The organism is Pseudomonas sp. TAA207 (assembly GCF_001529285.1).
GTDB lineage: Bacteria > Pseudomonadota > Gammaproteobacteria > Pseudomonadales > Pseudomonadaceae > Aquipseudomonas > Aquipseudomonas weihenstephanensis.
Genome location: NZ_LLWJ01000063.1, coordinates 60465 through 83440, shown reverse-complemented (window position 1 = coordinate 83440; position 22976 = coordinate 60465). Strand labels below are relative to the sequence as shown.

Below are 22976 nucleotides of genomic sequence, written 5' to 3'. Positions count from 1 at the left end.
AATGCTGGCGATGCTACTGGCACCCGACGTGTGGTGCCAGTGCTGACGTGTATGTAAACGGTCATTTGGTAAATATCCCCTGGCCTTTTAAGCGACTGCGATCGTGTTCGACGGCCAGGTGCAGGGCGGGGCCTTTGGGAATGATACCCGTGGGGTTCAGGGTGCGATGACTTGCGTAGTAATGGCTTTTGATGTGGGTGAAGTCCACGGTGCTTGCAACGCCGGGCCATTGATACAGCTCGCGTAGCCAATTGGACAGGTTTGAGTAGTCCGTAATCCTTTGCTCATTGCACTTGAAGTGGCCGTGGTACACCGCGTCAAAGCGGATCAGGGTTGTGAACAGCCGGATGTCTGCTTCGGTCAGGTACTCGCCCGCCAGGTAGCGATGTTTCGAAAGATGGGCTTCGAGGTGTTCAAGTTCAGCAAACACGTCGTCGAAGGCCTGCTCATAGGCTGATTGTGAGGTCGCAAACCCTGCTCGATAGACGCCGTTGTTAAGCGCCGGGTAGATCCTTTGATTCCAGTGGTCCACCTGTAAGGCCAAGGACTGGGGATACAAATCCAGTGTGTTGGCGGTGAGGGAATCAAAGGCGCTATTAAACATTCGAATGATGTCAGCAGACTCGTTGCCGACGATGCATTGCTGCTGGGTGTCCCACAGCACGGGGACTGTCACGCGTCCGCTGTAATCGGGGGTGTCGAGTGTATACAGCTGATGCAAGTAACTAAGGGCGTTCAAGTGATCGCCGCTGGCGCCAAAAGATGTGTCAAAGGTCCAGCCGTTTTCCAGCATCAACCAACTGACCACCGATACGCCAATGAGTGATTCAAGGCCCTTGAGCTGGCGGGTAATCAGGGTGCGATGCGCCCATGGGCAGGCCAGTGACACGTATAAGTGATAGCGCCCGGCCTCGGCGTTAAAGCCACCCACCCCCGTCGGGCCAGGCGAGCCGTCAGGGGTGATCCAGTTTCGACGTTGCGCCTGTTCGCGCTGGAAGGCGCCGTCTTTGCTGCTCTTGTACCACTGGTCGTGCCACTGTCCATCAATCAATAAGCCCATGAGTTGCTCCTGGCAGTTTTGCTTTGGAGGTCAGTCTAGAGGCTTGAGTTCGAACAAATAGCGCAAAAGCTGGGCGTTAAGCATCGGTTAAATCGATTTGTCACGGTTTTCCCAATAAAGGCGGGCAAGTTCAAAGGCGTGCTCGCGTGGCGTGCCCAGTCCGCGTAAGGCCAAGGCCATGGTGGAAAGCAAGGCCAATTGTGGATAGCTGTCTTCCACGTCACCCCGCCACAGCGCTTTAAGGTGTTCAGTGTCCAGCGTTGCTGGTTTTACATGACGTTGAGTGGACAGTGCGGGCCATTCTTCATCCCAGTTGACCCCTGCGGTTGTGCCATAAAGGTGGCTAAGTGTGTCAGGGTTGATTTCAATTTCACCGCCGTCACCCTTGATCACGATGCAGGTATCGCCCAGTAGGCTGCTGGCTTCTCGGTGCACGCCTTGGTAGCCCGGGTGGAAGATGCTTTGCAGTGCGCAGCGTGCGCCCAGTGGATTGAGAAGGCGCGCCAGGGAGTGGATAGGGGAACGCAGACCCAAGGTATTACGTAAATCGATCATGTGCTGCAATTGCGGGGCCCAGTCTTGCAGAGGGATAAAGGCAAGATTGCCGTTATCCAGCGCGACTTCGACGCTGTGCCAATCGCGGCACAACGGGATGGCCAGTTCGTTAAGCAGTTGCTCACTGTAAAGACGCCCGGCGGTATGGGCGCCACCGCCATGCATCAGGATGCGTACGCCGTTTTGCGCCAGGCATTTGGCCGCCAGCAAATACCAGGGCAGATGGCGCTTTTTGCCAGCGTACGTGGGCCAGTCGATATCGACCTTGATTGCAGGTGCCGGCAGACGTTCACGTACCGCTTCAACAAAACCGGCCAGCTCTTCGGGGCTTTCTTCTTTGTGCCGCAGCAGCATCAGGAAGGCGCCTAACTGCGTGGCTTCGGTTTTTTCGTCAAGCAGCATACCCATGGCTTCGCGTGCTTCTTCGCGCGTGAGGTTGCGCGCGCCGCGTTTGCCTTTACCCAGAATGCGTACAAATTGTGCAAAGGGGTGTTCGGCCGGGGTTTCAAGGATCAGTTCAGCGGGCGTGTTCATAGGCAATTAGTCGGTTTAGGCAGGCCCGCCAATTTGGCAGCGAGTTTGGCAGGTGTGCCATTAAACAGGCGGTTGAGGTGCAGGCTGTTACCCTTGTCCGCTCCCAGTTTGAGCGCGGTGTATTTGATCAGTGGGCGGGTCGCAGGTGAGAGTTCGAACTCTTGATAGAAGCTGCGCAGTAACGTGAGGATCTCCCAGTGTTCAGGCCTTAGCTCAATGCCTGCTTGCGCCGCCAGCGCGTGGGCAACGTCCTCGGACCAGTCGTTGAGGTCAACGAGGTAGCCGTCCTTATCCAGTTCTATGGTTTTGCCCTTGAGGGTGAGTGCAGTCATAGCCAGGTGTTGACCTTGTCATAACCAATTGTCAGCGCTACAAACGCTGGGTAATCGACGCGGGTAGCCCAGTCCGGGCATTGAAGATTGCGGGCGACCAAGTCTTCATCCAGCACAAAGAGCTTCAGTTCGGCTTTCATGCTGTCGAGCGTCTCATGCGCACGGCTATGCGGCTGTAAGGCGTAAGCGGCATCGCCACAGAGCAAGAGCGCGTCATGAGTGGACATGACTCGCAAACAACTGCCAAATCGGCTGTCTGAAAAGGGCGAGTGATTCAGGACATGTAAGGTCGACATCAGAGGGTGATTACCTGGTCATAACGGGCGATAAGATCGCGGACTTTTTCCAGTTCCAGTGATTGCACATCAGCCACTGTCAGCGCAGTGCGCGCGAGGCCGCGTTCTTCCAAGCTGAAACTACAGGCGAACACGTCGTCGACGCCAAACAATGACAAGGCTTGCAAATTGGCCGTCAGATTTTTTTGCTCGATGGCGCTCGATTGTTGATCAGGCACAAGCTGAAACACGCCATCGTCCATAAACAGAAGACCCATTGGCAAGTCAAAAGCCCCACCGGCTAAAACAATATCGAGTGCTTCGCGAGCGGTGAGACCGGACCATGGCGCCTGCCGGCTGATGATCAAAAGTGATGTAGACATATCACGCCCCACCGAAACAGATCAGTCGATCCGCAGACTGAATGGCATCATGCAACTGGCCTAGTCCAGAAAGCTCCCAGGGTGCTTTGAGATTGACCGCAGACCGCTGATAGCGCGTAGCTTCATCCTCATTCAATACTCCGCGTCGTAAGGCAGCAGCAATGCACACCACACCATCAAGCTGGTTTTGAGTGACAAAGGTTGCCCATTGTTGCGCGATATCTTGTTCGTCCTGAGGTGTGACGAGGGTGCTTGATGCGCTGTGCACACCGTCCTGGTAGAAAAACAGGCGCACGATTTCATGACCTCCGGCCAATGCGGCTTCGGCAAACCGAAGTGCTCGACGTGAGGAGGGCGAATGGGCCGCTGAATAAAGGGCGATGGCAAATTTCATGGAAGGCTCTCGGCAAAACTGCGGTAATCATAAAGCCAGACGCTCAAAGATGCTTGCAACAGGCAATAAAAAGCCCGCCGAAGCGGGCTTTTGCCTTGCGGGCGATGATTAGTCGTCGCGGCTCATGATGCCGAAGATTTGCAGCAAGCTGATGAACAGGTTGTAGATCGAAACATACAGGCTGATGGTCGCCATGATGTAGTTGCGCTCACCGCCATTAATGATGGCGCTGGTCTGGAACAAGATGCAGACCGACGAGAAGAGCACAAAGCCTGCGCTGATAGCCAATTGCAGGCCGCTGATCTGGAAGAAGAAGCTCGCCAGCGTCGCGCCCAGTAGCACAAAGAAGCCTGCGGTAATGAAACCACCCAAAAAGCTCATGTCCTTACGGGTGATCAGTACATAAGCAGACAAGCCGCCGAAAACCAGAGCCGTCATCGCAAACGCCGACCCCACAACCTCGGCGCCCCCTTGCATGCCCAGATAGCGGTTGAGGATTGGGCCCAACAGGAAACCCATGAAACCGGTCAGTGCGAACGTCGATACCAAACCCCAAACCGAGTCACGCAGCTTGTTAGTCAGGAAGAACAGCCCGTAAAAGCCGATCAGGACCACAAAAATATTTGGGTACCCAACCCGCATCTGTTGCGCGACAAACGCCATCACACCGCTGAACGCCAGTGTCAAAGCGAGTAAGCCATAAGTGTTGCGCAGGACACGGCTAACCTCTAGCTGCTCGGCCTGCACGCTGTTATTAACAGCGTAATCCTGTTCGCGCATGGCGATACTCCTGTGTTTGGAAATGTTAAGTAGCAAAGATCATAGCAGAGGCTCTGTAACAAGCGCTCAAGAGAGTTTGACAACGTGTTTCATTCAGGTATTATGGCGCCCGCAACAACGTTAGGAGGTGTGGCCGAGTGGTTTAAGGCAACGGTCTTGAAAACCGTCGACTGTAACAGGTCCATGAGTTCGAATCCCATCGCCTCCGCCATATTGCTACACCGATAGAGCCCGTCCTAGACGGGCTTTGTCGTTTCTGGGGTTTGGGAAAAGGGTGTTGTATTGTTGGGCCAGCATCTGCTTCGACGTTTCACATCCTTGCCACGCCAGCGTCCAGCGAGGCGTTAGCTGCTCAGGTATCTAGATCCAAAAGAGATGGGCTCTTCATCCTTATAAGAAAGCTCTTATTGACCCTTGGCTGAACGGGTCGATACAGTCCGCGCACTTCAATGGTTTGACCTGAACTAGTCGCTGCTATATGGCCCTGGTGCTTAAGGAAAATACGACCTGTACATGCGCCTGATTTATGCTGACGACCGAGAAGTACTTGGGGTTCGTTACAGTGAGATCGAAGCCCTTTTCTTTGCCAAATTCGAAGTCGAAGACGCTTTATGTACGCCTTTCCCCACGCTGAGCCTGTTTGATATCCAAACGTATGGCCGACAATTAAGCCATGAAGAAATCGTAGATGGCGTAGAAACAGGCGACATTTTATTGGTTGAAGATGATCCCTTCAGTGCGCTGAGCCAAGACACATTAAACGAGTATTCCCGCATCACTGGGCGTGGTTGGACAGGCAGTTTCCATACGCCTGCTGTGGCCCGGTTGGAGGGGCATGTCTAAGGATTGAGCAGCCGGACAGTGTTCGTCTGCTTATGGCCGACTTCTACCATTCATCGATGGCATCTTTGGGTGGTTAGCAATGATGTTCATGACATGTCCTCCACGTGGGGAAGGACGAGGATAGCTAACCGGAGCAACGCTCGCTAACCAGCCAAAAGCAGTGACTCATTCGTTTCGATCAAAGACGAAATGAAGCACGTCAGCACTGTTTTGCTGGGAGTCATCAATTCCCGAGACGAATTGAACCTACGATTGAATAGGCAGTGATGCGGTCATCTTCGCGTGACACACCGCCAAAATTTCATCCGCCAGCGCAGAGTCGTCAGGACAGGCGCGCGATAACACGATTGCACCGAGCGCTCGCGCCAGCAGATCGATCATCTGCTCCCTGGCCTCACCAGCGGGAGCATCCGGTCCGTTCGGGCTTTTTTCGCTGAGACTTTGCAGCGTACTCTCAATGCCCTCCGCGAATGCTGACTTCAAATCGCCGGACTGGCGCGCAGCGTCGCCGCACAACGCAGCCAAGGTACAACCCGTGGCCCGGGCGTCGCGATGAGCCCTGGATACATACACATCGATGAAATCCTTGATGCTCAGTGCTTCAGCACTTATGAGCGATTGCGCAAGGCTATTGGCCGAGGCCTCAGCCATTAAGTCGGCCTTCGAGCCGAAATTTTTGTAGAAACCACCGTGGGTGAAACCGGCAGCGGCCATCAAGTCGGCAACGCCGACACCATCAAAACCACGCTCTCGAAAGATGGCTGAGGCCGTTTTAACGATGTGTTCACGATTTTCTAGGGCCTGGGCCTTGGTCACTCGCATGTTCGATACCTCGTTACCGCTTGGAAATTCATGGCCGTATGATACATAGATGTCGGTCATAATCAAATTCGTTGACAGCTTAGATTTCGATCATCATCATAAATGCCGGCAACATAAACTCACCGGCCGGCACGGAATAAACATTGATGAGCGACCCTATTTTGTTTTCCCCTTACACGCTTGGCACGCTGAAATTGTCAAACCGCGTGGTTCTCGCTCCGCTGACGCGCAATCGCGCCGCAAAAGGCTGTGTGGCGAGTGAGTTTGCTGCTGCCTATTACAGCCAGCGAGCCAGCGCGGGCTTGCTGATTTCCGAAGCTTCACAGATATCTCAGCAGGGACAGGGCTATCAAGACACGCCAGGCATTTACACACCTGCTCAGATAGAGGGGTGGCGCAAGGTGACTGATGCGGTGCACTCCAAGGGCGGGAGAATCTTCCTGCAGCTGTGGCATGTGGGCCGTGTTTCCCATGTCGATCTGCAACAGCACGGCGCCGCGCCGGTAGCTCCTTCTGCGCTTCGTCCCGCGACCAAGGTGTTCGTCAACAATCGTTTCGTGGACGTTTCCGAGCCGCGAGCATTGGCAACTCAGGAATTGCCGGACATCGTCAACGATTTTCGGCAAGCGGCGGCTAATGCCATGGCGGCAGGCTTCGATGGTGTAGAAATCCACGGTGCTAACGGCTATTTGCTGGATCAGTTTATTAAGGACGGCTCCAACCTGCGCACTGATGCGTACGGCGGCTCAATCGCAAATCGTGCGCGTCTGTTGCTGGAAGTGACGGCCGCCGTAGTAGCTGAGATTGGCGCTGATCGCACTGGCATTCGCCTTTCGCCCGTCTCACCAGCCAATGGAGTATCGAGCAGTGATCCGCAGGCTCAGTTCGATTACATCGTCGATCAACTCAATGCTCTGAACATCGTTTACCTGCACGTCGTCGAAGGCGCGACCGGTGGACCTCGCGACGTGGCTCCCTTTGATTTCGAGGCCTTGCGTCAGCGCTTCAAAAATACCTACATCGCCAACAATGGCTATGACTTGGACCTGGCCACTGAACGTCTTGCGGATGACAAGGCCGACCTGATCGCCTTTGGCCGTCCTTTTATAGGCAACCCTGATCTGGTTGAGCGGCTCAAGACCGGTGCGCCACTGGCCGCCTTTGATCCTTCCACGCTCTACGGCGGCGCTGCGGCGGGATACATCGACTATCCGACGCTTGGCGAATCCAGTACCGCCGCGAACTAGGTGCTGGTTGATCAGGCCTTCATTCCCCTTCATGTTTCCAAAAAAGAGCTGACATCATGAGTACTCGTCCTACTGTTCTTATCACTGGCGCCTCCACCGGCATTGGCGCGGTTTATGCCCAGCGTTTCGCCCAGCGCGGGCATGATCTGGTGTTGGTCGCCCGCGATCACTCGCGTCTGGAAGCTCTCGCTGCAAGGTTGCGTGACGAACATGGTGTCACCATTGAGGTGGTTCTGGCCGACCTGACTCAACTGAGTGATCTGCACGCTGTCGAAGCACGTCTTCGGGATGACGAGCGCATCGGCATTCTCATCAACAATGCTGGTGCCGCGCAGGCAGGCACCTTCATCGAGCAAAGCACCGACAGCGTTGCGCAACTGGTGGCGCTCAACACCACTGCTCTAGTGCGACTGGCCAGCGCCATCGCACCCCGCCTGGCCAAAGCAGGTGACGGCGCTATCATCAATATCGGTTCGGTAGTGGGATTGGCGCCAGAGTTTGGGATGTCGGTCTATGGCGCTACCAAGGCGTTTGTGTTGTTCCTTTCCCAAGGCTTGAGCCTGGAGCTTTGGCCTCAAGGTGTTTATGTGCAAGCCGTATTGCCCGCAGCCACCCGCACAGAAATTTGGGACCGCGCCGGTATTGACATCAACACCTTGAGCGAAATCATGGAAGTAGATGACCTGGTGGATGCCGCCCTGGTCGGCTTCGACCGCCGCGAACCAGTAACCATTCCTCCGTTGCAAGAAGGCGAGCGCTGGGATGCCCTGCAAACCGCACGTCAGGGCCTTTTGTCGCAGATCAGACAGTCCGCGGTGGCGCAGCGCTATTTGACTGAAATCTGAGTCCTGCCGAGCAGGTCGATCTCGCCCCGCAATCGGACGGAATACTTATGACTCTATTGGCTAGCAGCAATCAAACAGGTTCCCAGTGGTCATTTATCAACGCGCCGAACCAGTGGGTTAAGGTGGGCGGCATACCTCTGGCCTATCGTGATTTGGGACCCAGAACCCAGGTCCCGCTGGTCATATTCAACCATTGGGGGGCTGTACTGGATAACTTTGACCCTGGGATTATTGACGGACTCGCAAAAAAACGGCGTGTCATCACCGCCCAATACCGCGGTATCGGTAGCTCGGGTGGCTCCGCGCCATTGACCGTCGGTGAGATGGCTGATGATGGCATTGGCTTCATTCGTGCGTTGGGTTTGGATAAGGTTGACCTGCTCGGTTTTTCGCTCGGAGGCTTTGTCGCTCAAGATATCGCCCTGAAAGCCCCCGAACGCGTGCGCAGGCTGATCCTCACCGGTACCGGCCCGGCTGGCGGGACAGGCATCGACAACGTTGGTTCGGTGACCTGGCCGTTAATGATCAAGGGGTTGCTGAGGGTACGAGACCCCAAGTACTACCTGTTCTTTACCGCCACGTCCAACGGACAACGCGCTGCGTCAGAGTATTTGCAACGATTGAAAGAGCGCCGCAAAGATCGGGACAAAGGCCCGACACCCCGCGCGCTTCTACGGCAATTGAAGGCCATTACGGCGTGGGGCAAGCAGGCGCCCCAAGAACTTGGTCGCCTGCGGATGCCGACGCTTATCGCTAACGGGGACAACGACATCATGGTGCCCACCGTCAACTCGCATGAGCTGGCAAAGCGTATCCCCGATGCACAACTGGTCATTTATCAAGACGCGGGGCACGGCAGCATTTTTCAAAACCATACCGATTTCGTAGCCAAGGCAGTGGCGTTCCTCGATACCTGACAGCCTGAACCTCTCATTGGCTCAACATTGATCGGGCCGTGGGCCATTCTCATTCCACTGACAAGAGCGGCTGTAACATGAAGGCATTTTTTATCGAGCGTTACGGCAAGCACAACGCAAGAATTGGCGAAGTGCCCGACCCTGCGGTCGGTGTGCATGACGTACTGATCCAGGTGCATGCAAGCAGCGTGAACCCGCTGGACTCGAAGATCAGAGCCGGGGAATTCAAGATGATCCTGCCCTATACATTTCCATTGGTATTGGGTAATGACCTCGCCGGTGTGGTCGTTCGCACGGGCTCGGCAGTTAAACGATTCAAGCCGGGAGACGAAGTCTATGCACGTCCTCCCGAGGATCGGATCGGGACGTTTGCCGAACTGATCGCCGTGAACGAAAGCGCGCTGGCACTGAAACCCTCGAACCTGGACATGGCTGAAGCGGCATCTGTCCCCTTGGCCGTGTTGACGGCCTGGCAGGCACTTGTTGAGATCGCACAGGTGAAAAAAGGTCAGAGGGTATTGATTCATGCCGGATCCGGTGGTGTCGGCACGTTTGCCATACAACTCGCCAAACACTTAGGCGCCTTTGTTGCAACGACGACCAGCACCGCGAATGTCGAATGGGTGAAGGCGCTAGGTGCGGATGTGGTCATCGACTACAAGAAGCAAGATTTTGAAACCGAATTGCACGATTTCGACGTGGTATTGAACAGCCAGAACAACAAAGTACTGATGAAATCAGTCGAGGTTCTCAAGCCCGGCGGACAGATCATTTCACTCTCTGGACCACCGACAGCAGAATTTGCCCAAATGAAAGGCTTGTCCTGGATGCTGCGGCAAGTCATGCGCCTGCTGAGCAGCGGTATTCGTAGAAAAGCCCGTAAGCATGGGGTGAACTATGCATTTTTGTTTATGCGTGCCGACGGAGCACAACTGCAAAAAATCACTTTGCTTATCGAGGCGGGCGTCATCAAACCGGTCATCGATCGCTCCTTCCCTTTTGAATCAACTGCCGAGGCGTTGCAGTACGTCGAGCAGGGCAGATCAAAAGGTAAAGTCATCCTAAAAATCAAGTAAGTGCACTACAAAAAAGCTCGTAGATAACGTGTTGGCCCCAAATATCACCTTCCAGCATCATCGCACAGCAGACACACGCAGAAGTAGCTGCAACCGGAAGTCGGACTTTTAGAACAGCCGTTAATCAACGGCAAATTTTCCGTGCAGTTGCAGACCACGCTGAAATTGAAAAGGGTTGGTGTGGCGATCGGGACAATACATAGATCAACTTGCCACTTGTGTCTGGCAAGTTGATCTGCATTTTTCAGATTGCCGCGTAGGCAAGCGCCGCAAGTTGCTGAGCGCGTGGATCAATCATTGTGTGAGCACCTGAGGTGGTTGTCACAAAGCTGAAGCTGATCTCACGTTCAGCGTCGGCGAAGGCAATTGGACCGCCTAGGCCTATATGACCAAAGGTGTTAGGCCCCATGCAGTGCGAGGCATCCGGATCGGCTTTTTGCTCCATCATGCAACCCAGGCCATAACGCATTGGCCGCTTCCAAATGCGATCCATGCCGTTGCTGTGCTCTTTGGTGAACTCATTTAGCATCTCTCTACTGATCAAACGCCCAGCCAGTAATGTGCTGTAAAAGCCGGCTAAACCACCTGCCGTGCTGTGTGAACATGCACCGGGCTGTTGGAAGGCCCACCACCTGGGGTCAGATGAGCGCTTGGGCGACATGCCTGGGTTGGTAAATGCCAGGGTTGAAATATCTTCTGAGTGGGTCACAACCAGGTCTCGTAATTGCTTGGAGTAAGGATCGCCGATTCGTCCTTTAGCCGCGTCAAAATGGGCGATGCGACAATAATTGTGTTCCTCTACGCCCAGATGAACTTCTAACCCATGGGGATGCGTTATTTCATCACGGATAAAAGTGCAAGGGTTGCGTCCGTCAGTTCGCCGAATCAGTTCCCCAATGATCCAGCCATAGGTTGTGGTGCCATACCCTAGCTCTGTGCCTGGTTTCCACCACAAGGGTTCAGCAGCCAAGACATTAACCATATGCTCCCAGTCATACATCGCAGGATTGTGGTCCGGCAGTCTCAACGCCGGAATCCCGGAGGTATGGCTCATTACATGGCGCAAGGTAATCTGACCCTTGCCGCCCTGTGCGAACTCCGGCCAGTAATGAGCCACTGGGATGTCTAGTTCTAACTTTCCCTGCTCAACCAGCATTAATGCAGCCACTGCTGCGAACGGTTTGACAACGCAGAAGGTGTTGACCAATGTATCTTCCAGCCAAGGTTTATTACCCTCAAGGTCCGATGAGCCTGCCCATACATCGATGACAGTTTCATCGCCGATCTTAACGCAGAGTCCTCCCCCTCGCTCCTGTGGATCATTAAAGATAGACTCAAAAGCACACTTGACGCTTTCGAATTCTTTCGCCCATATCCCTTTTGCTTCCATGCTTAAGGCCCTATGCGGTTAAAGTGACTGTTATCGAACGTGCTTGTACGATGTCGTGATTGCGATTGCGCCAAAGGTTATGTTGAAGGCGTATTAACGCGCGTGCACGGTCGCTGGATTGTGCAAGTGCAGCGGATGCCGAGTATTAATGTGGGTTACGTGTCTGTCTGAGTTTGCGTGTAACGGTTGGCGCGTTTATAGGTGCCAAAGTCATTAAAGCGAACACCCGCTTCGGCTAATACCTTGTGAGCAAATGCTGCTGTCATTTGGCGAAGGTAGAAGGGGTCTTTAACCACGAAATGATGAATGCAATGCGTGCTTCCGAAGTTAAAGCAAAACAACTGGAATGGCCACAGCCACCAATGATTCATGACCTGCGTTTGCTGTAAAGCATTCCGGGGCATCACATCGCCATAATAATGTATGTTGGAGCTAATAAAGAACAGGCAGAACTGGCGTATTATGTTGGGCGCGATGATGATAACCACGGCGCCATTTATCACGCTCATCAGCAGGGCGGTGGTAGAGGAAGGCTGATACGCAACGCCCATAATAGAGCACGCCCATGTGTAGAAGTGATACCCCAGGAACACATACCAGCAGCCCCAGTATAAAAGGCCCATGGGTGCATTTAAGCGAAGCACTTTGATAGTTAATCTGATTTTTTCTCGCCAGGTGGGCGCACACAAAGCATTCACAATGCCAAAAATGAATCCATCGACAAGTTTTAAAAAGCGCTTGGCGCCCCACGGGCTACCGCTGGTGGTAATCCATGCTTCAACATCAGTATCGGTGCCCGACTCTTTATGATGGTGGAAGTGCAGTTCTCGTCTTAGCCAAGGGCTTGGCATCCCTGGTCGGGTGATCCAGCAAAGCAGCATCATCAGGTTATGTGCAAAGGGTTGTTTTCTGAAATATAAACGATGGATTAAATCATGCTCCAATTCATGTATGAGTGACGTCAATAAAGCATTTATGAGAATGCACAGCCATCCAGGTATCAGGCCTTTCACATACAACGTACCCGTGGTTACCATGCCCGCCACAGAAAATGCCATGACACTGGCACCTATCACGTTCTGATAGCCCAATAGCTTATATCGTGCGCGCAGATCATTACTGTGCTGTGTGATTTTTTGAGTAATGTCGTTTATTTGGGTTTGTTCTTGTTTTGACAAAATAGGGGTTGAAACTTTATTTGTAGTATTCATCACTTCATCCTTTGAAGGCGATGGGTCGATTCCGCTTCACTAGAAAAGCACATTTAAATTTTAGGGCAAGTTTTTTGGGTTTTCTGAACGCTTGGCCTGACGAGCGGATATATAAATTGTTATTTTGTCTGACAATTAACTTGTTTGTGGTTCGTTATAGGGGAGTGCTTATACGTAATCATCAATATGGAATATAACGGGCGTGGGTGGATACCGATAACAGTCGGTTACTGAGCCATTCACTTTTTCAATCCCGCTGTGTTCCCATGGCCATGACATGTAAATCTGCCTGTGTGGCTCCGGCACAACGCGTTGCGAACAACTGACGGGTGGCGTGTGTTTTTCTGCACGGGCCTACAATCCGTACCAATGCCCCTGTGAATCACATTTGCATCCGGTGAGGAGGATTGGATGCACGCCCTTTATGATGAAAAATTACAAGATGTGTAGTCCTGTAGGCATTTTCGAGTGAATGGGGTCGCATTTCACTCGATCAGCTTTGTATTCAGATCCACCTTCTATCCCCTCACAAGTCCTACCTAATAATGTAAATTCCCCTACTTTGTCGCTAGCACATGAATTTGTAGGGATGAGGTAATGTCGCAAGGTTGGAGTGATGAAGAGCTTAAAGCGTCTGTTGACGCATATCGTGTAATGCTTGAAAAACAGAACGCTCAGAAAAAGTTCGTTAAGGCCCATGTTTATCGGGAGTTAGCTCTGCGTTTTGGACGTGAGGAAGGCGCTTTTGAGCGCCGGATGCAAAACATTTCTTCGATCTACCAAGAAAGCGGGTTCAATTGGGTTCAAGGACTTAAGCCACAAAAGAACATAGGCTCGGTCATCAAACCGAGACTGGTTGAAATGATCGGGTTACGTGCTGAATCAAACCTCGTCGACCATGAGCTTGATAAAGCTGAAACGGATGCTGAGCAGGATAGGGCGTTCAGCCCTCTTGATGTTGAAGACGCTCGTGCTCGAGTGGTGACCAGTATTATCCGACGCCGTGGGCAGCCAGCATTTCGTAAAAAAATATTGGCTACATACGACAATCGCTGCGCCATCACTGACTGCCAGCAGATTCAGGTCCTTGAGGCTGCACATATCCACCCATACAAAGGTCTACACACTCACGCAGTTACCAATGGGCTACTGCTTCGTGCTGATTTGCATACTTTGTTTGATCTGTACCTGATCGCTATCGAACCGCAAACTCGGCTGATTCGTCTATCACCCAAGCTGTGTGATTCGGCATACACACAATATGAGGGCATGCCACTGCGTGAACCGACAACGCTTTCAGAAAGGGCCGGTACAGAAGTTTTGCAATGGCATGCTGATCATTGCACTTGGCTCAAATCCCCGAGCGGATCATCGGACTGAGCATGCGGCTCCCTAGGCTTAGCGCTTCTCCTACCATTTGGCGGAGGTCCGCGCTGTCGTCATTTTTAAGGCATAGCGACAGGTTCTCGCCAATGGAGGGTGACGTTTGCGCGCCTTCAGGTTTTGTACGCAAAATGTGGAATCCATTGTTGGTCAGGATGACCTCGAAAAATGAAAGGTCTGACATGCCGTCAAAATGGATGTAGCCCACGTCGGCCAGCCATTTAATCGTGGCAAGGAAAAGACGTTCCTCTTTTTCGCGAGTCTCCTGATTAATGTCATGCGGGGATTTGTAGTCGATGAAGTCTGAAGAATCAATTTTTACGGGCAGGGGAAAGTTTCGGTAAAGGAGTCCCATCACCAAGCCGGTATAGCAGTCGAACAGTTCGATGTTGTTCGATGGCAAGGCATTGATCGTGTGGACGTCTCTGTCTTTCATGTGACCAGCTAGTGCTTTGAACATGCGAACCTCTGTCAGTGAAGTCTGTTTGTCGCCGGGAAATCTTCCATATGGGTATAGCACAAGGTCGCTCAGCGGCTCTGACAAGCCTCTGAGCGTGTAAGGTCAGCCCAAGATGCCTGCTGATGTTGCGGCCTTCAGCCAGTCCGGGAACTCTTCCATCAACTGGTCGTACAGTTGTTCTTCGCTGATGTCACTGAGGTCGTCCAGCGCAAAAAAACTACAGTTGTCGACTACCCGCCCCGGCATATCATCAAGTTTTTCCAGCACCCCGTATCCGCGACCACCCAAGCCCACGAACTGCCAGAAAATCGGCAGTTTGGCGGCTTCGATCATCAGTTGGGTAATGGCGCGGTTTTCACTGACGCCGCCATCGCTAATGAACAGGACGTAGACCGGTGTACGGTCTGCGCTTTGTTGGTAATAGTCGATCACCTGGCGCATGGCTTTGGGTTCGTCATTGATGCGCCGGCCCACATTCCAGTCGCGCCAGCCCTCGTTATCCTGTTCAACAAAGTGTTGATAGTTGCTCAGTGTGACGGGTGACAATTGGCAGGTTTTGGCACCGAATGCCCAGCAATCCAAGGCCCCGTCGTCGTCGAAATGCACGGCCAGCGGCAGCAGGCGATTAATCACTTCTTGTACGCGGCCCTTGGCATATTGGCCGTGCATTGAGCCTGATGCATCGAGCACCAGCCCTACGCGAGCTTTAACGCTGTCAAGATTGGCTTTTTTCAGACTGACTTGGGCTTTTTTGGCCAAGCTGATCAATTGCGGGGCGGCCGTCGCGATTTTTTTCTCCAGGGAGATTTTCGCAGGCTCTGAAGCAGGCGTTTCGCTGACCGTTGCCCCAAAGTGGTTCACTAATGCTGCCAGTCCAGCGTTGAAACCTTGCAGATTTGCTGCCAGGCGCCACTCGCCATTCTTGCGATAAATATCTACCACCATGATGGCTTTCTCTTCGGCGAAAGTTGCGCCGTTGAAAGGGCAAGTGGCAAGCTCCTGATCCGCATGCATCACAGTGAAGTTGCTTGACTGGATATCACGCAAGCTGCCGTTTCCATCAACCGAGGCGCTGAACACCAGTCGTTCAATCGTCGGGGGCACGCGAGCGAGGTCGATGCTGAATTCGTTTCCGTTAGAGAGCGACAAGCTGTGGCAGGGGGATGCGGGTTGATTGAAAAAAACCATATAGCGGTCGTCAGACAGCCTGCCTTGTGCATCGAGGCCAAAACACACGCAATCGAGTGTTAACGGGCTTTTAATATTGATGGTCAGCGTTATCTGCATCTCGTGAGTAAGGGTTGTCAGCGCGAGCCGCTGGCCTTGAGCGATGAGCATAATCAGGTGGTTTCCTTGACGTTAAGTCAGTCGTTATAGGTAATAAATACTAAAAAAATCAGATGCATAACTGGATTTTTGAACCTGCGCTGCTATTACTGATGGGCATCCGCAAATGTGTATGGTCGTTACTTTATTATCGCGCCGATGCTACTTCTTTTTGGAGGACGAATGCCCAAGATCGCCTGCCTATGCAAAACCCTGGTGGCTGCGACCTTGCTGAGTGTGTTGGCGACGCCGGTGTATTCATCGCAAGGTCGGACCCTGAAGCTGGCAATTGGTGATGAACCCACTGAGGGGTTCGATCCCATGCTCGGTTGGAGCCACGGCAGCTATTTGCTGTTGCACAGTCCCTTGCTCAAGCAGAACGAAGACCTGTCCTGGAGCCGCTTTCTGCTTAGCGATTATCAAGCCAGTGCGGATGGCAAAACATGGACCCTTACGCTCAAACCTGACTTGAAGTTTTCCGACGGCTCAGCCCTGACAGCCAAGGACGTCGCGTATACCTACAACAATGCCGCCGCGAGCGGGGGCAAGGTGGACATGGGCAATTTCCTTGATGCACAAGTCATTGACCCTCTCACTGTGCGTATTCATCTCAAGGCCCCGCAAAGCACGTTCGTCAATGTGCTCGGTTCACTGGGTATTGTGTCTGCCGACAAGTACGACGCTAAAACCTATGCGCAAAAGCCAATAGGCGCAGGACCGTACCGGTTGACCCATTACCAGCCGGGGCAACAGCTTGTTGTGGAAACCAATCCGTATTACGCCGGGCAGAAAAACGACTTTGACACGCTGGTATTTGTCTTTCTTGACGAAGACAGTGCATTCGCAGCAGCGCAAAGCCAGCAATTGGGCATTGTACGAATTGCCCCCTCTTTGGCGGTCACGCCTGCGCAGGGTATGAAGCTCTGGGTGCGGCCCAGCGTTGAAAATCGCGGCATTGTGCTGCCGACGATGGCATCTGGCGAAAAGGATGCCCACGGCGATCCGGTCGGCAATGATGTGACCGCTGATGTCGCGATACGTAAAGCCATCAACTATGCAATCAATCGTCAATTACTGGCCGATCAAATTCTTGAAGGTCATGCGATTGCCGCTTACACAGGTGTGCAAGGGCTGCCGTGGAACAACCCCGAGGCGGCCTTCATAGATGGTGACAGTGCCAAGGCCAAACAGATCCTGAACGATGCAGGCTGGGTCGAAACGGCCAGCGGGACTCGCGAAAAAAAGGGTCTCCCTGCAAAAATCACCCTGTGGTACGCCAGTGGTGATGCGACACGGCGTGATCTGGCCCAGGCGGTGCGCTCAATGCTCAAGCCCATCGGCATAGACATGGATTTGAAGTCAGGCAGTTGGGAGACCGTCGAACGAAACATGCACGCCAATCCAACGCTTTTTGGCTGGGGCAGCCTCGACCCCATGGAGCTTTACCATCACTACAGCAGCGCAGCGGCGGGCGTTGAGTTCTACAACCCCGGTTACTACAAAAACCCGGTTGTGGATCAACATTTGCAGCAGGCACTGAATGCGCCGACCTGGGAGCAGGCAGTACCGTTTTGGCAACAAGTGGAGTGGGACGGTAAAACGGGCGTAGGAATTAAAGGCGATGCGGCCTGGGCGTGGTTACTCAATGTGCAACACACTTATTTGGCTGATCAATGCATTGATTTAGGCAAAGGCGCCCCAGAAATTCACGGCTCCTGGTCGCTGCTCAACAGTCTTGATAGTTGGCGGTGGACCTGTAAGTGATGTTCTTTGTTGACTCGCTTCAAAACAATGCCTGCGTCGGGATCTACACAAAGCGCGCTCATCCGAAGTCAATCGCGTGAGCGCGAGGAGAGGTTCTTAGACCAAAATCGCCGTTTCACTTTTTAGCGGATGGATCGCCAAAGCCTCTGTAGAACCCGGCGTAGGCATTGTTTCCTTGAGTGCTGGTGTCTTTATTGCCAGCATTTTCGAACTTATTCTTGCCATATTCTTCTGAGACCTTGCCTGCTATGCCGATACCAGCGCCAATCACTTTGGGCCCCAACCCCCCCACAGAACCGATCTTTTTGCCAGCACCCTGCATCATTGCGCCAGCGACCATCCAGCCAGCACCCTGAGCTTGTTCTTTAGTATCGCTATCCATGTGCAGCGCCTGGGGGAGCAAAGCGTGAATGTGGTCGCTAAACGCTTGCTTGAGCGTATCTGCCAGAGAGGCGCGTTCTTGAGGATGTAGGGCTGCGGGGAAATGAGACTGCACTTCTGCCTTAATGGCTGACGTGAGGTTCTCCGACAGGGGGGACTTCGCTTTTACTGGCTCTGGCGCAGTGAGCGGTGTGGTTACAGGCACTTGGGTTTCGTGAATTTTCATAGTCGTTCACAGGGTCCGATTACTGATTGATGCCGTCCTGACTCGATAAGGTGTCCATTACATGTTTGTGTGGGACACGTATCCCAATCAGTTCCATTACCGGGGCAAGCCCAAAAGGCTTGTGAGCAAATACGCTCTGTGGGGACAGAGGTGCACTCTGCCATTTGGGAAATGATCCTTTGATTTGCGAGGCCGCAACATGTTCTTGAGTACTCTGCGAGCCAAGGCCGGACGGATCCGACAGCCAGGTTTTCCTGCCAGCACGTCGGTGGTCTCTGTGGCTGTAGCCTTGCTTGGCGCAATTATGCGTTTGGCAGGTCTGTTGCTGGTGACGGCTGCGGGTACGTTTACTCTGCTCAGCTTTTCGCCGGTTGATCCGATTCGAGCTTATATTGGCAGCGACTTGTTGCATGTCCCGCCTGATCAATACCCGCTGATCGCTGCACGCTGGGGTCTCGATTTGCCGTTATGGGAGCGTTTTGTGCACTGGTTTGTGCAGATTTTGCAGGGGGATTTTGGCTACTCGATGTTGTACAACGCCCCGGTCTCTCATGTCATCGGCGAGCGTTTTGCTACATCGTTCATGTTGCTGTTTTCGGCCTGGGTGTTCTGCGGGTGTGTGGGTCTTGCGATGGGAATGACAGCCGGGCGCTATTTGAATCGCTGGCCGGATCGATTGCTTTCTACGGTGTCTTACGTATTGGTGTCCTTACCGACGTTCTGGATTGGCCTGTTGTTGCTGTCGTTGTTTGCGGTGACGCTTAATTGGGCCCCCATCTGTTGTGCGTGGACCCCAGGCAGCGATGCACAAACAGCGACGTGGGGCGACAAGCTCCGACACCTGGTGTTACCGATGCTGGCGCTGGGGTTGCTGGGTGTGGGCAATATCGCGCTGCATACCCGCTCACGGGTTGCCGAGGTGATGAACAGCGAATTCATTCGTTTTGCGCATGCTCAAGGCGATAAAGGATGGCCGTTGATCAACTTTCATGTGTTACGCCATGCCCTTACGCCAGCGGTTTGCTTGCAGTTTGCATCGGTGGGGGAGTTGATTGGCGGCTCGTTGCTGGCTGAAAAAATCTTTGCTTATCCAGGCCTGGGGCAGGCCACCGTGGATGCTGGTTTGCGTGGGGACATCCCATTGTTAATGGGTATCGTCATGCTGTGCACGGTGCTGGTATTTATCGGCAACAGCATTGCGAATGCGCTGTTACTGCGCCTCAACCGCGGGGTGGTGCGCCCCTCATGACCTATAATCCAAATCGCGCTTTATTACGCCTGAGCGCGTCTTTGCTGCTGTTGTTATGTCTGATTGCCTATGGCGTTTCAGTGTCGGGCGTCGACGTGAGCGTCGACTTGCTCGCACGGCGCCAGGCGCCCTCAAGCGCGTTCTGGTTTGGCACTGACAGCTTGGGGCGCGACCTTTGGTTGCGCTGCTTTCAGGGCATGACCACCAGTTTGCAAATCGGTCTGATCGCCGCCTTTAGCAGTGGTGCGTTGGCGATGCTGGCGGCCAGCCTGTGCGCCGTTAATAAAACCCTGGATTTCATCGTTCGTGGTGTCATCGACAGCCTGCTGGCATTGCCGCACCTGCTCTTGCTGGTGCTGATCTGTTTCACACTGGGTGGCGGTAAGCAGGGGGTGATTCTGGCGGTTGCATTGACGCATTGGCCACGGCTGGCGTTGATCCTGCGGGGCGAAATCTTGCGTATCCGGGAGACTGACTTTGTGATGCTGTCGTACCGCTTGGGCAACAGCCGTTTTTATTGCTGGCGCCATCATTTGCTACCGTTACTGCTGCCGCAATGGATCATCGGCACCTTGTTGATGTTCCCCCACGCCGTTTTGCACTCGGCTGCGCTGAGCTTTTTAGGCTTCGGTCTGGCACCCCATGATCCGTCGTTGGGGCTATTACTGGCGGATGCGTTGCGTTACCTGAGCAGTGGAGCCTGGTGGTTGGCATTATTTCCGGGTTTGATTCTGGTGGGATTGGTGTTGGTATTCGATCAGTTCGCACGGGCCTTGCAGCAATTATGGATAAGGATCTCCTGATGCTCAGATTCGACCAATTGGCAATCGATATTGCGCAGTACCACTGGCTAGGCCACAAAACCTGGCACCCGTTGTTAAGCAATATCTCGCTTGAAATTCACCCCGGTGAACTGGTGGCGCTGGTTGGCTCCAGCGGCGAAGGCAAAAGTTTGCTACTGCAAAGTGCGCTGGGCTTGTTGCCAGAAAACATGCATTGTCGTGGTAACACATGGCTGGATGGGGACGTGCTGGGTGAGGCCGGTAAAGTTCATCAGCGCGGTAAAATGCTGTGCTATGTGCCGCAGGGCGTCAGTGCCTTGAACCCGCTAATAAAAGTGGGCCCGCAGTTGCAACGTGCAGCGTTGTTGAGTGGGACCGCGCTAAGCCTGGAAGAGGTTTCGCAACAACTTCAGCATTACAACTTGCAACCCGAACTGGTTAACGAGTACCCGCGCAGGCTCTCAGGCGGAATGGCCAAGCGGGTCTTGGCCAGCTGCGCTGCACTTACCCACGCACGCTATCTCTTGGCAGATGAAATCACAGCTTGGCTGGATGACGAACACGCCTGTCAATTGTTGGCCCACCTCAAAAGCTTTTGCCAGCAGGGCCGCGGGATTTTATGGGTGACTCACGATCTGGCGCTGGCGGCCCGTTTTGCCGACAAAATAGCGGTGCTGCACCAAGGCGAGCTGCATGAAACCTTAAGCGCACAAGACTTGCGCGAGCATGGCGGTAGCCCGTGGTTACAGTCACTGTGGGCAGCTTTGCCCGAGCAACAGTTCATTGCTGGCCGCGTACCGGCACTTGAGCGCCAGCCTTATGCTTGAGGTGCAGCAATTAACCATTGTGCAAAACGGCCAACGATTGTGGGACTCGGTGTCGTTTCAGGTCAGTGCAGGCGAACGTAAAGGTATTTCTGCCCCCAGTGGCTATGGCAAAACCACCTTGGGCCGTGTTCTGGCGCAATGGCAAAACGCAACCTCTGGCCGGGTGACAGTGGGCGCCAAACCGCTGTTGAAAAAGGGCTATTGCCCGATTCAACTTGTGCCTCAGCACCCGGAGCTGACCTTTAATCCTTACCGCACCACGGGTGATAGCCTGCGCGATGCCTGGTCTCCCAATGCGGCGTGGCTTGATCGTTTGGCGATCAGTCCAGTCTGGCTGACACGCCGCCCGAATGAGCTGTCGGGTGGCGAGTTGGCCCGTATCGCGCTGCTCAGGGCACTGGACCCGCGCACCCGTTACTTGATTGCCGATGAGGTGACAGCGCAGTTGGATGCGCATGTTCAGGCGCAGGTGTGGCAGGTCCTGCTTGAAGAGGTCAAGCGCCGAGAACTGGGGCTGATTGTGTTCAGTCACAACAAGGTGTTGCTTGCGAAGGTGTGTTCAAGTATCTGGACGCCATCGCTCGACACGTGAGCACCCAGGCTATTTTTGGGTGCGCAGCCTCGTGTGACGCGTCAAAGGCTACCGTTACGGTGCGACCAATCCATGAAATTCACAATATTCAGCCCATGGCATGCCTGCCATTTGTGCGACTTCGCGGTGCACCTCCAGACGCTGGGCTTGAAAGGCGTGATCGCTTTCGCTGGTGAGTTTCAATGTCAGCTCCCAGGCAAAAAAGTCTAAACGCTCGGCCTCGGCTTCAAAGGCCTCATTCAGCCGTTCCTGGCGGTACTCCTGCATCGTTTGACCCACAGCGCGGGCTTCTAGCGGGTTAAGCGTGTCAAGTTGTTGTTTAAGATCCGGGTGTTCAGCAAGGAACCGATCAAGGGCTTTTTGATGTTGGGGGCCGGGTTCTGTCACGTGATTCTCCTGTGTTCAGCGGTGTTCATGCTGCTTGCGGTAGGCGCCCGGTTGCACGCCAATGGCTTTGTTGAACGCCCGGGTGAAGGCGGCGATCGATTGATACCCCACGGCGGCACACACGTGTTCAACGGTGTGCCCGGTTTGCAATAACTGACAGGCATGACGCATGCGCAGCGCCAGCAGCACATGGCCGGGGGATTGCCCGGCATGTTCGCTAAACCGCTTGAAAAACGCCGAGCGTGATAATCCGGTACAGGCCGCCATGCTCTCCAGTGTCCACGGCTGCTCGGGGTGCTCAATCAATTGTTGCAGCAAGCCCGAAAGCGCCGGTTGCCGCGCCAATGCCACAAGGCCGCCGAGGTTCGGGTTATTGCCCACTTGCTGACGCAGCACATACAGAAACAGCAAATGGCTTAAACGCTCCAGCAGGGCATCGGAAGGCGCCGGAGTGCGTTGGCATTCTTGCAAGATCAACTCAAAGACGCTGCGTGCTGCGCTGGCGCCCGTATCACATGCTCGCAGGATCAGCCAACCGGGCATGGCCTCGATGATCAGGGCGGACAGGCCCGGCTGAAAATGAAAAAAGCCGCACACCAGTCCTGTGCCATCTTCGGCCAGTGGGTCGAGGGCCTGCATTGTTTGACGGGGCAACTGGCCGGCAAGCGCGCTTTCGGGCGCACTGGACAGCCGGTAATTCAAGTCTTGCAGCAAAAATAACGCATCGCCGGTATCGAGCCTGATGCCTTGCTCATGACCCTCAATGTGCAGCCAGCAATGCCCTTGCACCACCACATGAAAACTGGCGCGGGCCAAGCCCTGTGTGCTGCTGTGCCAACCGCCGCAGTAGCGGCCAACATGGAACAGGCTGGCATCCAGCTCAAGGCTCTCTAATAACCAATCGATCAGTGGACTGGACGAATTCATCTAATGGA

At 53.9% G+C, this 22976-nt stretch carries 26 protein-coding genes and 1 tRNA gene; 12 read left to right on the top strand and 15 right to left on the bottom strand.

The genetic code is table 11. The features are described from left to right. Positions 1-61: 61 nt before the first annotated feature. From AP059_RS09340 to AP059_RS09310, 7 genes are all read right to left on the bottom strand, one after another. Positions 62-1060 (bottom strand): glutathione S-transferase family protein, encoded by a 999-nt coding sequence (locus AP059_RS09340; RefSeq protein WP_059762970.1) that lies wholly within the window; start codon positions 1058-1060, stop codon positions 62-64. Between the two features lie 87 nt (positions 1061-1147). Continuing rightward, the gene (locus AP059_RS09335; protein ID WP_059762969.1) at positions 1148-2149 is read right to left on the bottom strand and encodes a glycosyl transferase family protein; all 1002 of its coding nucleotides are present in this window, start codon (positions 2147-2149) and stop codon (positions 1148-1150) included. Further along, positions 2146-2481 carry a TusE/DsrC/DsvC family sulfur relay protein gene (locus AP059_RS09330; protein WP_059762968.1) on the bottom strand — a complete coding sequence of 112 codons (336 nt, stop codon included), beginning with the start codon at positions 2479-2481 and terminating at the stop codon, positions 2146-2148. The genes AP059_RS09335 and AP059_RS09330 overlap by 4 nt, the downstream gene beginning before the upstream one ends. Beyond that, positions 2478-2777 (bottom strand): sulfurtransferase complex subunit TusB, encoded by a 300-nt coding sequence (gene tusB / locus AP059_RS09325; protein ID WP_059762967.1) that lies wholly within the window; start codon positions 2775-2777, stop codon positions 2478-2480. The genes AP059_RS09330 and tusB overlap by 4 nt, the downstream gene beginning before the upstream one ends. Further along, a complete protein-coding gene (tusC, locus tag AP059_RS09320) occupies positions 2777-3139 on the bottom strand; it encodes a sulfurtransferase complex subunit TusC (protein ID WP_059762966.1) in 363 nt (120 codons plus the stop codon). Before tusC ends, tusB begins: the two co-directional genes overlap by 1 nt. Position 3140: 1 nt before the next feature. Next, on the bottom strand, positions 3141-3533 hold the full coding sequence (gene tusD, locus AP059_RS09315; protein ID WP_059762965.1) for a sulfurtransferase complex subunit TusD: 393 nt from the start codon (positions 3531-3533) through the stop codon (positions 3141-3143). Positions 3534-3641: 108 nt separating this feature from the next. Beyond that, positions 3642-4313, bottom strand: a complete 672-nt coding sequence (locus AP059_RS09310) for a Bax inhibitor-1/YccA family protein (RefSeq protein ID WP_048366141.1) — start codon at positions 4311-4313, stop codon at positions 3642-3644. A gap of 123 nt (positions 4314-4436) precedes the next feature. Here AP059_RS09310 and AP059_RS09305 point away from each other — a divergent pair. Both AP059_RS09305 and AP059_RS09300 read left to right on the top strand, forming a co-directional pair. Further along, a tRNA-Ser gene (locus AP059_RS09305) sits at positions 4437-4524 on the top strand. A 302-nt stretch (positions 4525-4826) separates the two neighbouring features. After that, positions 4827-5156, top strand: coding sequence for a hypothetical protein (locus tag AP059_RS09300; protein ID WP_059762964.1), 330 nt, complete (start codon positions 4827-4829; stop codon positions 5154-5156). 246 nt (positions 5157-5402) lie between these two features. On the opposite strand, the gene AP059_RS09295 is transcribed toward AP059_RS09300, so the two are convergent. Continuing rightward, positions 5403-5978 carry a TetR family transcriptional regulator gene (locus AP059_RS09295; protein WP_059763064.1) on the bottom strand — a complete coding sequence of 192 codons (576 nt, stop codon included), beginning with the start codon at positions 5976-5978 and terminating at the stop codon, positions 5403-5405. 146 nt (positions 5979-6124) lie between these two features. Between AP059_RS09295 and AP059_RS09290 the strand changes: the two genes are divergently transcribed. The 4 genes from AP059_RS09290 to AP059_RS09275 all read left to right on the top strand — a co-directional run bounded on the left by AP059_RS09290 (position 6125) and on the right by AP059_RS09275 (position 10063). After that, positions 6125-7225, top strand: coding sequence for an alkene reductase (locus AP059_RS09290; protein WP_059762963.1), 1101 nt, complete (start codon positions 6125-6127; stop codon positions 7223-7225). A 56-nt stretch (positions 7226-7281) separates the two neighbouring features. Further along, positions 7282-8070, top strand: a complete 789-nt coding sequence (locus AP059_RS09285) for an SDR family NAD(P)-dependent oxidoreductase (RefSeq protein WP_059762962.1) — start codon at positions 7282-7284, stop codon at positions 8068-8070. 47 nt (positions 8071-8117) lie between these two features. Further along, a complete protein-coding gene (locus tag AP059_RS09280; RefSeq protein ID WP_059762961.1) occupies positions 8118-8987 on the top strand; it encodes an alpha/beta fold hydrolase in 870 nt (289 codons plus the stop codon). A 77-nt stretch (positions 8988-9064) separates the two neighbouring features. Further along, positions 9065-10063 carry an NADP-dependent oxidoreductase gene (locus tag AP059_RS09275; protein WP_059762960.1) on the top strand — a complete coding sequence of 333 codons (999 nt, stop codon included), beginning with the start codon at positions 9065-9067 and terminating at the stop codon, positions 10061-10063. Between the two features lie 244 nt (positions 10064-10307). On the opposite strand, the gene AP059_RS09270 is transcribed toward AP059_RS09275, so the two are convergent. Both AP059_RS09270 and AP059_RS09265 read right to left on the bottom strand, forming a co-directional pair. After that, a complete protein-coding gene (locus tag AP059_RS09270; protein WP_059762959.1) occupies positions 10308-11453 on the bottom strand; it encodes a serine hydrolase domain-containing protein in 1146 nt (381 codons plus the stop codon). A 155-nt stretch (positions 11454-11608) separates the two neighbouring features. Next, positions 11609-12664, bottom strand: a complete 1056-nt coding sequence (locus AP059_RS09265; protein ID WP_059762958.1) for a fatty acid desaturase — start codon at positions 12662-12664, stop codon at positions 11609-11611. A 597-nt stretch (positions 12665-13261) separates the two neighbouring features. Between AP059_RS09265 and AP059_RS09260 the strand changes: the two genes are divergently transcribed. Then, positions 13262-14044, top strand: a complete 783-nt coding sequence (locus AP059_RS09260; RefSeq protein WP_059762957.1) for an HNH endonuclease — start codon at positions 13262-13264, stop codon at positions 14042-14044. On the opposite strand, the gene AP059_RS09255 is transcribed toward AP059_RS09260, so the two are convergent. After that, entirely contained in the window at positions 14016-14507 is a 492-nt protein-coding gene (locus tag AP059_RS09255; RefSeq protein WP_059762956.1) for a hypothetical protein, read from the bottom strand. The two genes, AP059_RS09260 and AP059_RS09255, sit on opposite strands and share 29 nt — an antisense overlap. A gap of 102 nt (positions 14508-14609) precedes the next feature. Continuing rightward, positions 14610-15845 (bottom strand): VWA domain-containing protein, encoded by a 1236-nt coding sequence (locus AP059_RS09250; RefSeq protein ID WP_059762955.1) that lies wholly within the window; start codon positions 15843-15845, stop codon positions 14610-14612. A gap of 171 nt (positions 15846-16016) precedes the next feature. Between AP059_RS09250 and AP059_RS09245 the strand changes: the two genes are divergently transcribed. Beyond that, entirely contained in the window at positions 16017-17597 is a 1581-nt protein-coding gene (locus AP059_RS09245) for an ABC transporter substrate-binding protein (protein WP_059762954.1), read from the top strand. Positions 17598-17712: 115 nt separating this feature from the next. Here AP059_RS09245 and AP059_RS09240 read toward each other — a convergent pair whose 3' ends face one another. Then, positions 17713-18204, bottom strand: a complete 492-nt coding sequence (locus AP059_RS09240) for a hypothetical protein (protein WP_059762953.1) — start codon at positions 18202-18204, stop codon at positions 17713-17715. Positions 18205-18403: 199 nt separating this feature from the next. Between AP059_RS09240 and AP059_RS09235 the strand changes: the two genes are divergently transcribed. The 4 genes from AP059_RS09235 to AP059_RS09220 are packed head-to-tail and all read left to right on the top strand — an operon-like array spanning position 18404 to position 21654. Continuing rightward, entirely contained in the window at positions 18404-19453 is a 1050-nt protein-coding gene (locus AP059_RS09235; protein WP_256209774.1) for an ABC transporter permease, read from the top strand. Next, entirely contained in the window at positions 19450-20256 is an 807-nt protein-coding gene (locus tag AP059_RS09230; RefSeq protein ID WP_059762951.1) for an ABC transporter permease, read from the top strand. Before AP059_RS09235 ends, AP059_RS09230 begins: the two co-directional genes overlap by 4 nt. Continuing rightward, positions 20256-21062: an ATP-binding cassette domain-containing protein gene (locus tag AP059_RS09225; protein WP_059762950.1), complete on the top strand. Its 807-nt coding sequence runs from the start codon at positions 20256-20258 to the stop codon at positions 21060-21062. The genes AP059_RS09230 and AP059_RS09225 overlap by 1 nt, the downstream gene beginning before the upstream one ends. Continuing rightward, positions 21040-21654 carry an ATP-binding cassette domain-containing protein gene (locus AP059_RS09220; RefSeq protein WP_256209772.1) on the top strand — a complete coding sequence of 205 codons (615 nt, stop codon included), beginning with the start codon at positions 21040-21042 and terminating at the stop codon, positions 21652-21654. Before AP059_RS09225 ends, AP059_RS09220 begins: the two co-directional genes overlap by 23 nt. 54 nt (positions 21655-21708) lie before the next feature. On the opposite strand, the gene AP059_RS09215 is transcribed toward AP059_RS09220, so the two are convergent. Further along, positions 21709-22041, bottom strand: coding sequence for a DUF6388 family protein (locus AP059_RS09215; RefSeq protein WP_059762948.1), 333 nt, complete (start codon positions 22039-22041; stop codon positions 21709-21711). Between the two features lie 15 nt (positions 22042-22056). Then, complete coding sequence (locus tag AP059_RS09210; RefSeq protein ID WP_059762947.1) at positions 22057-22968, bottom strand: AraC family transcriptional regulator; 912 nt, start codon at positions 22966-22968, stop codon at positions 22057-22059. Positions 22969-22976 lie beyond the last annotated feature (8 nt).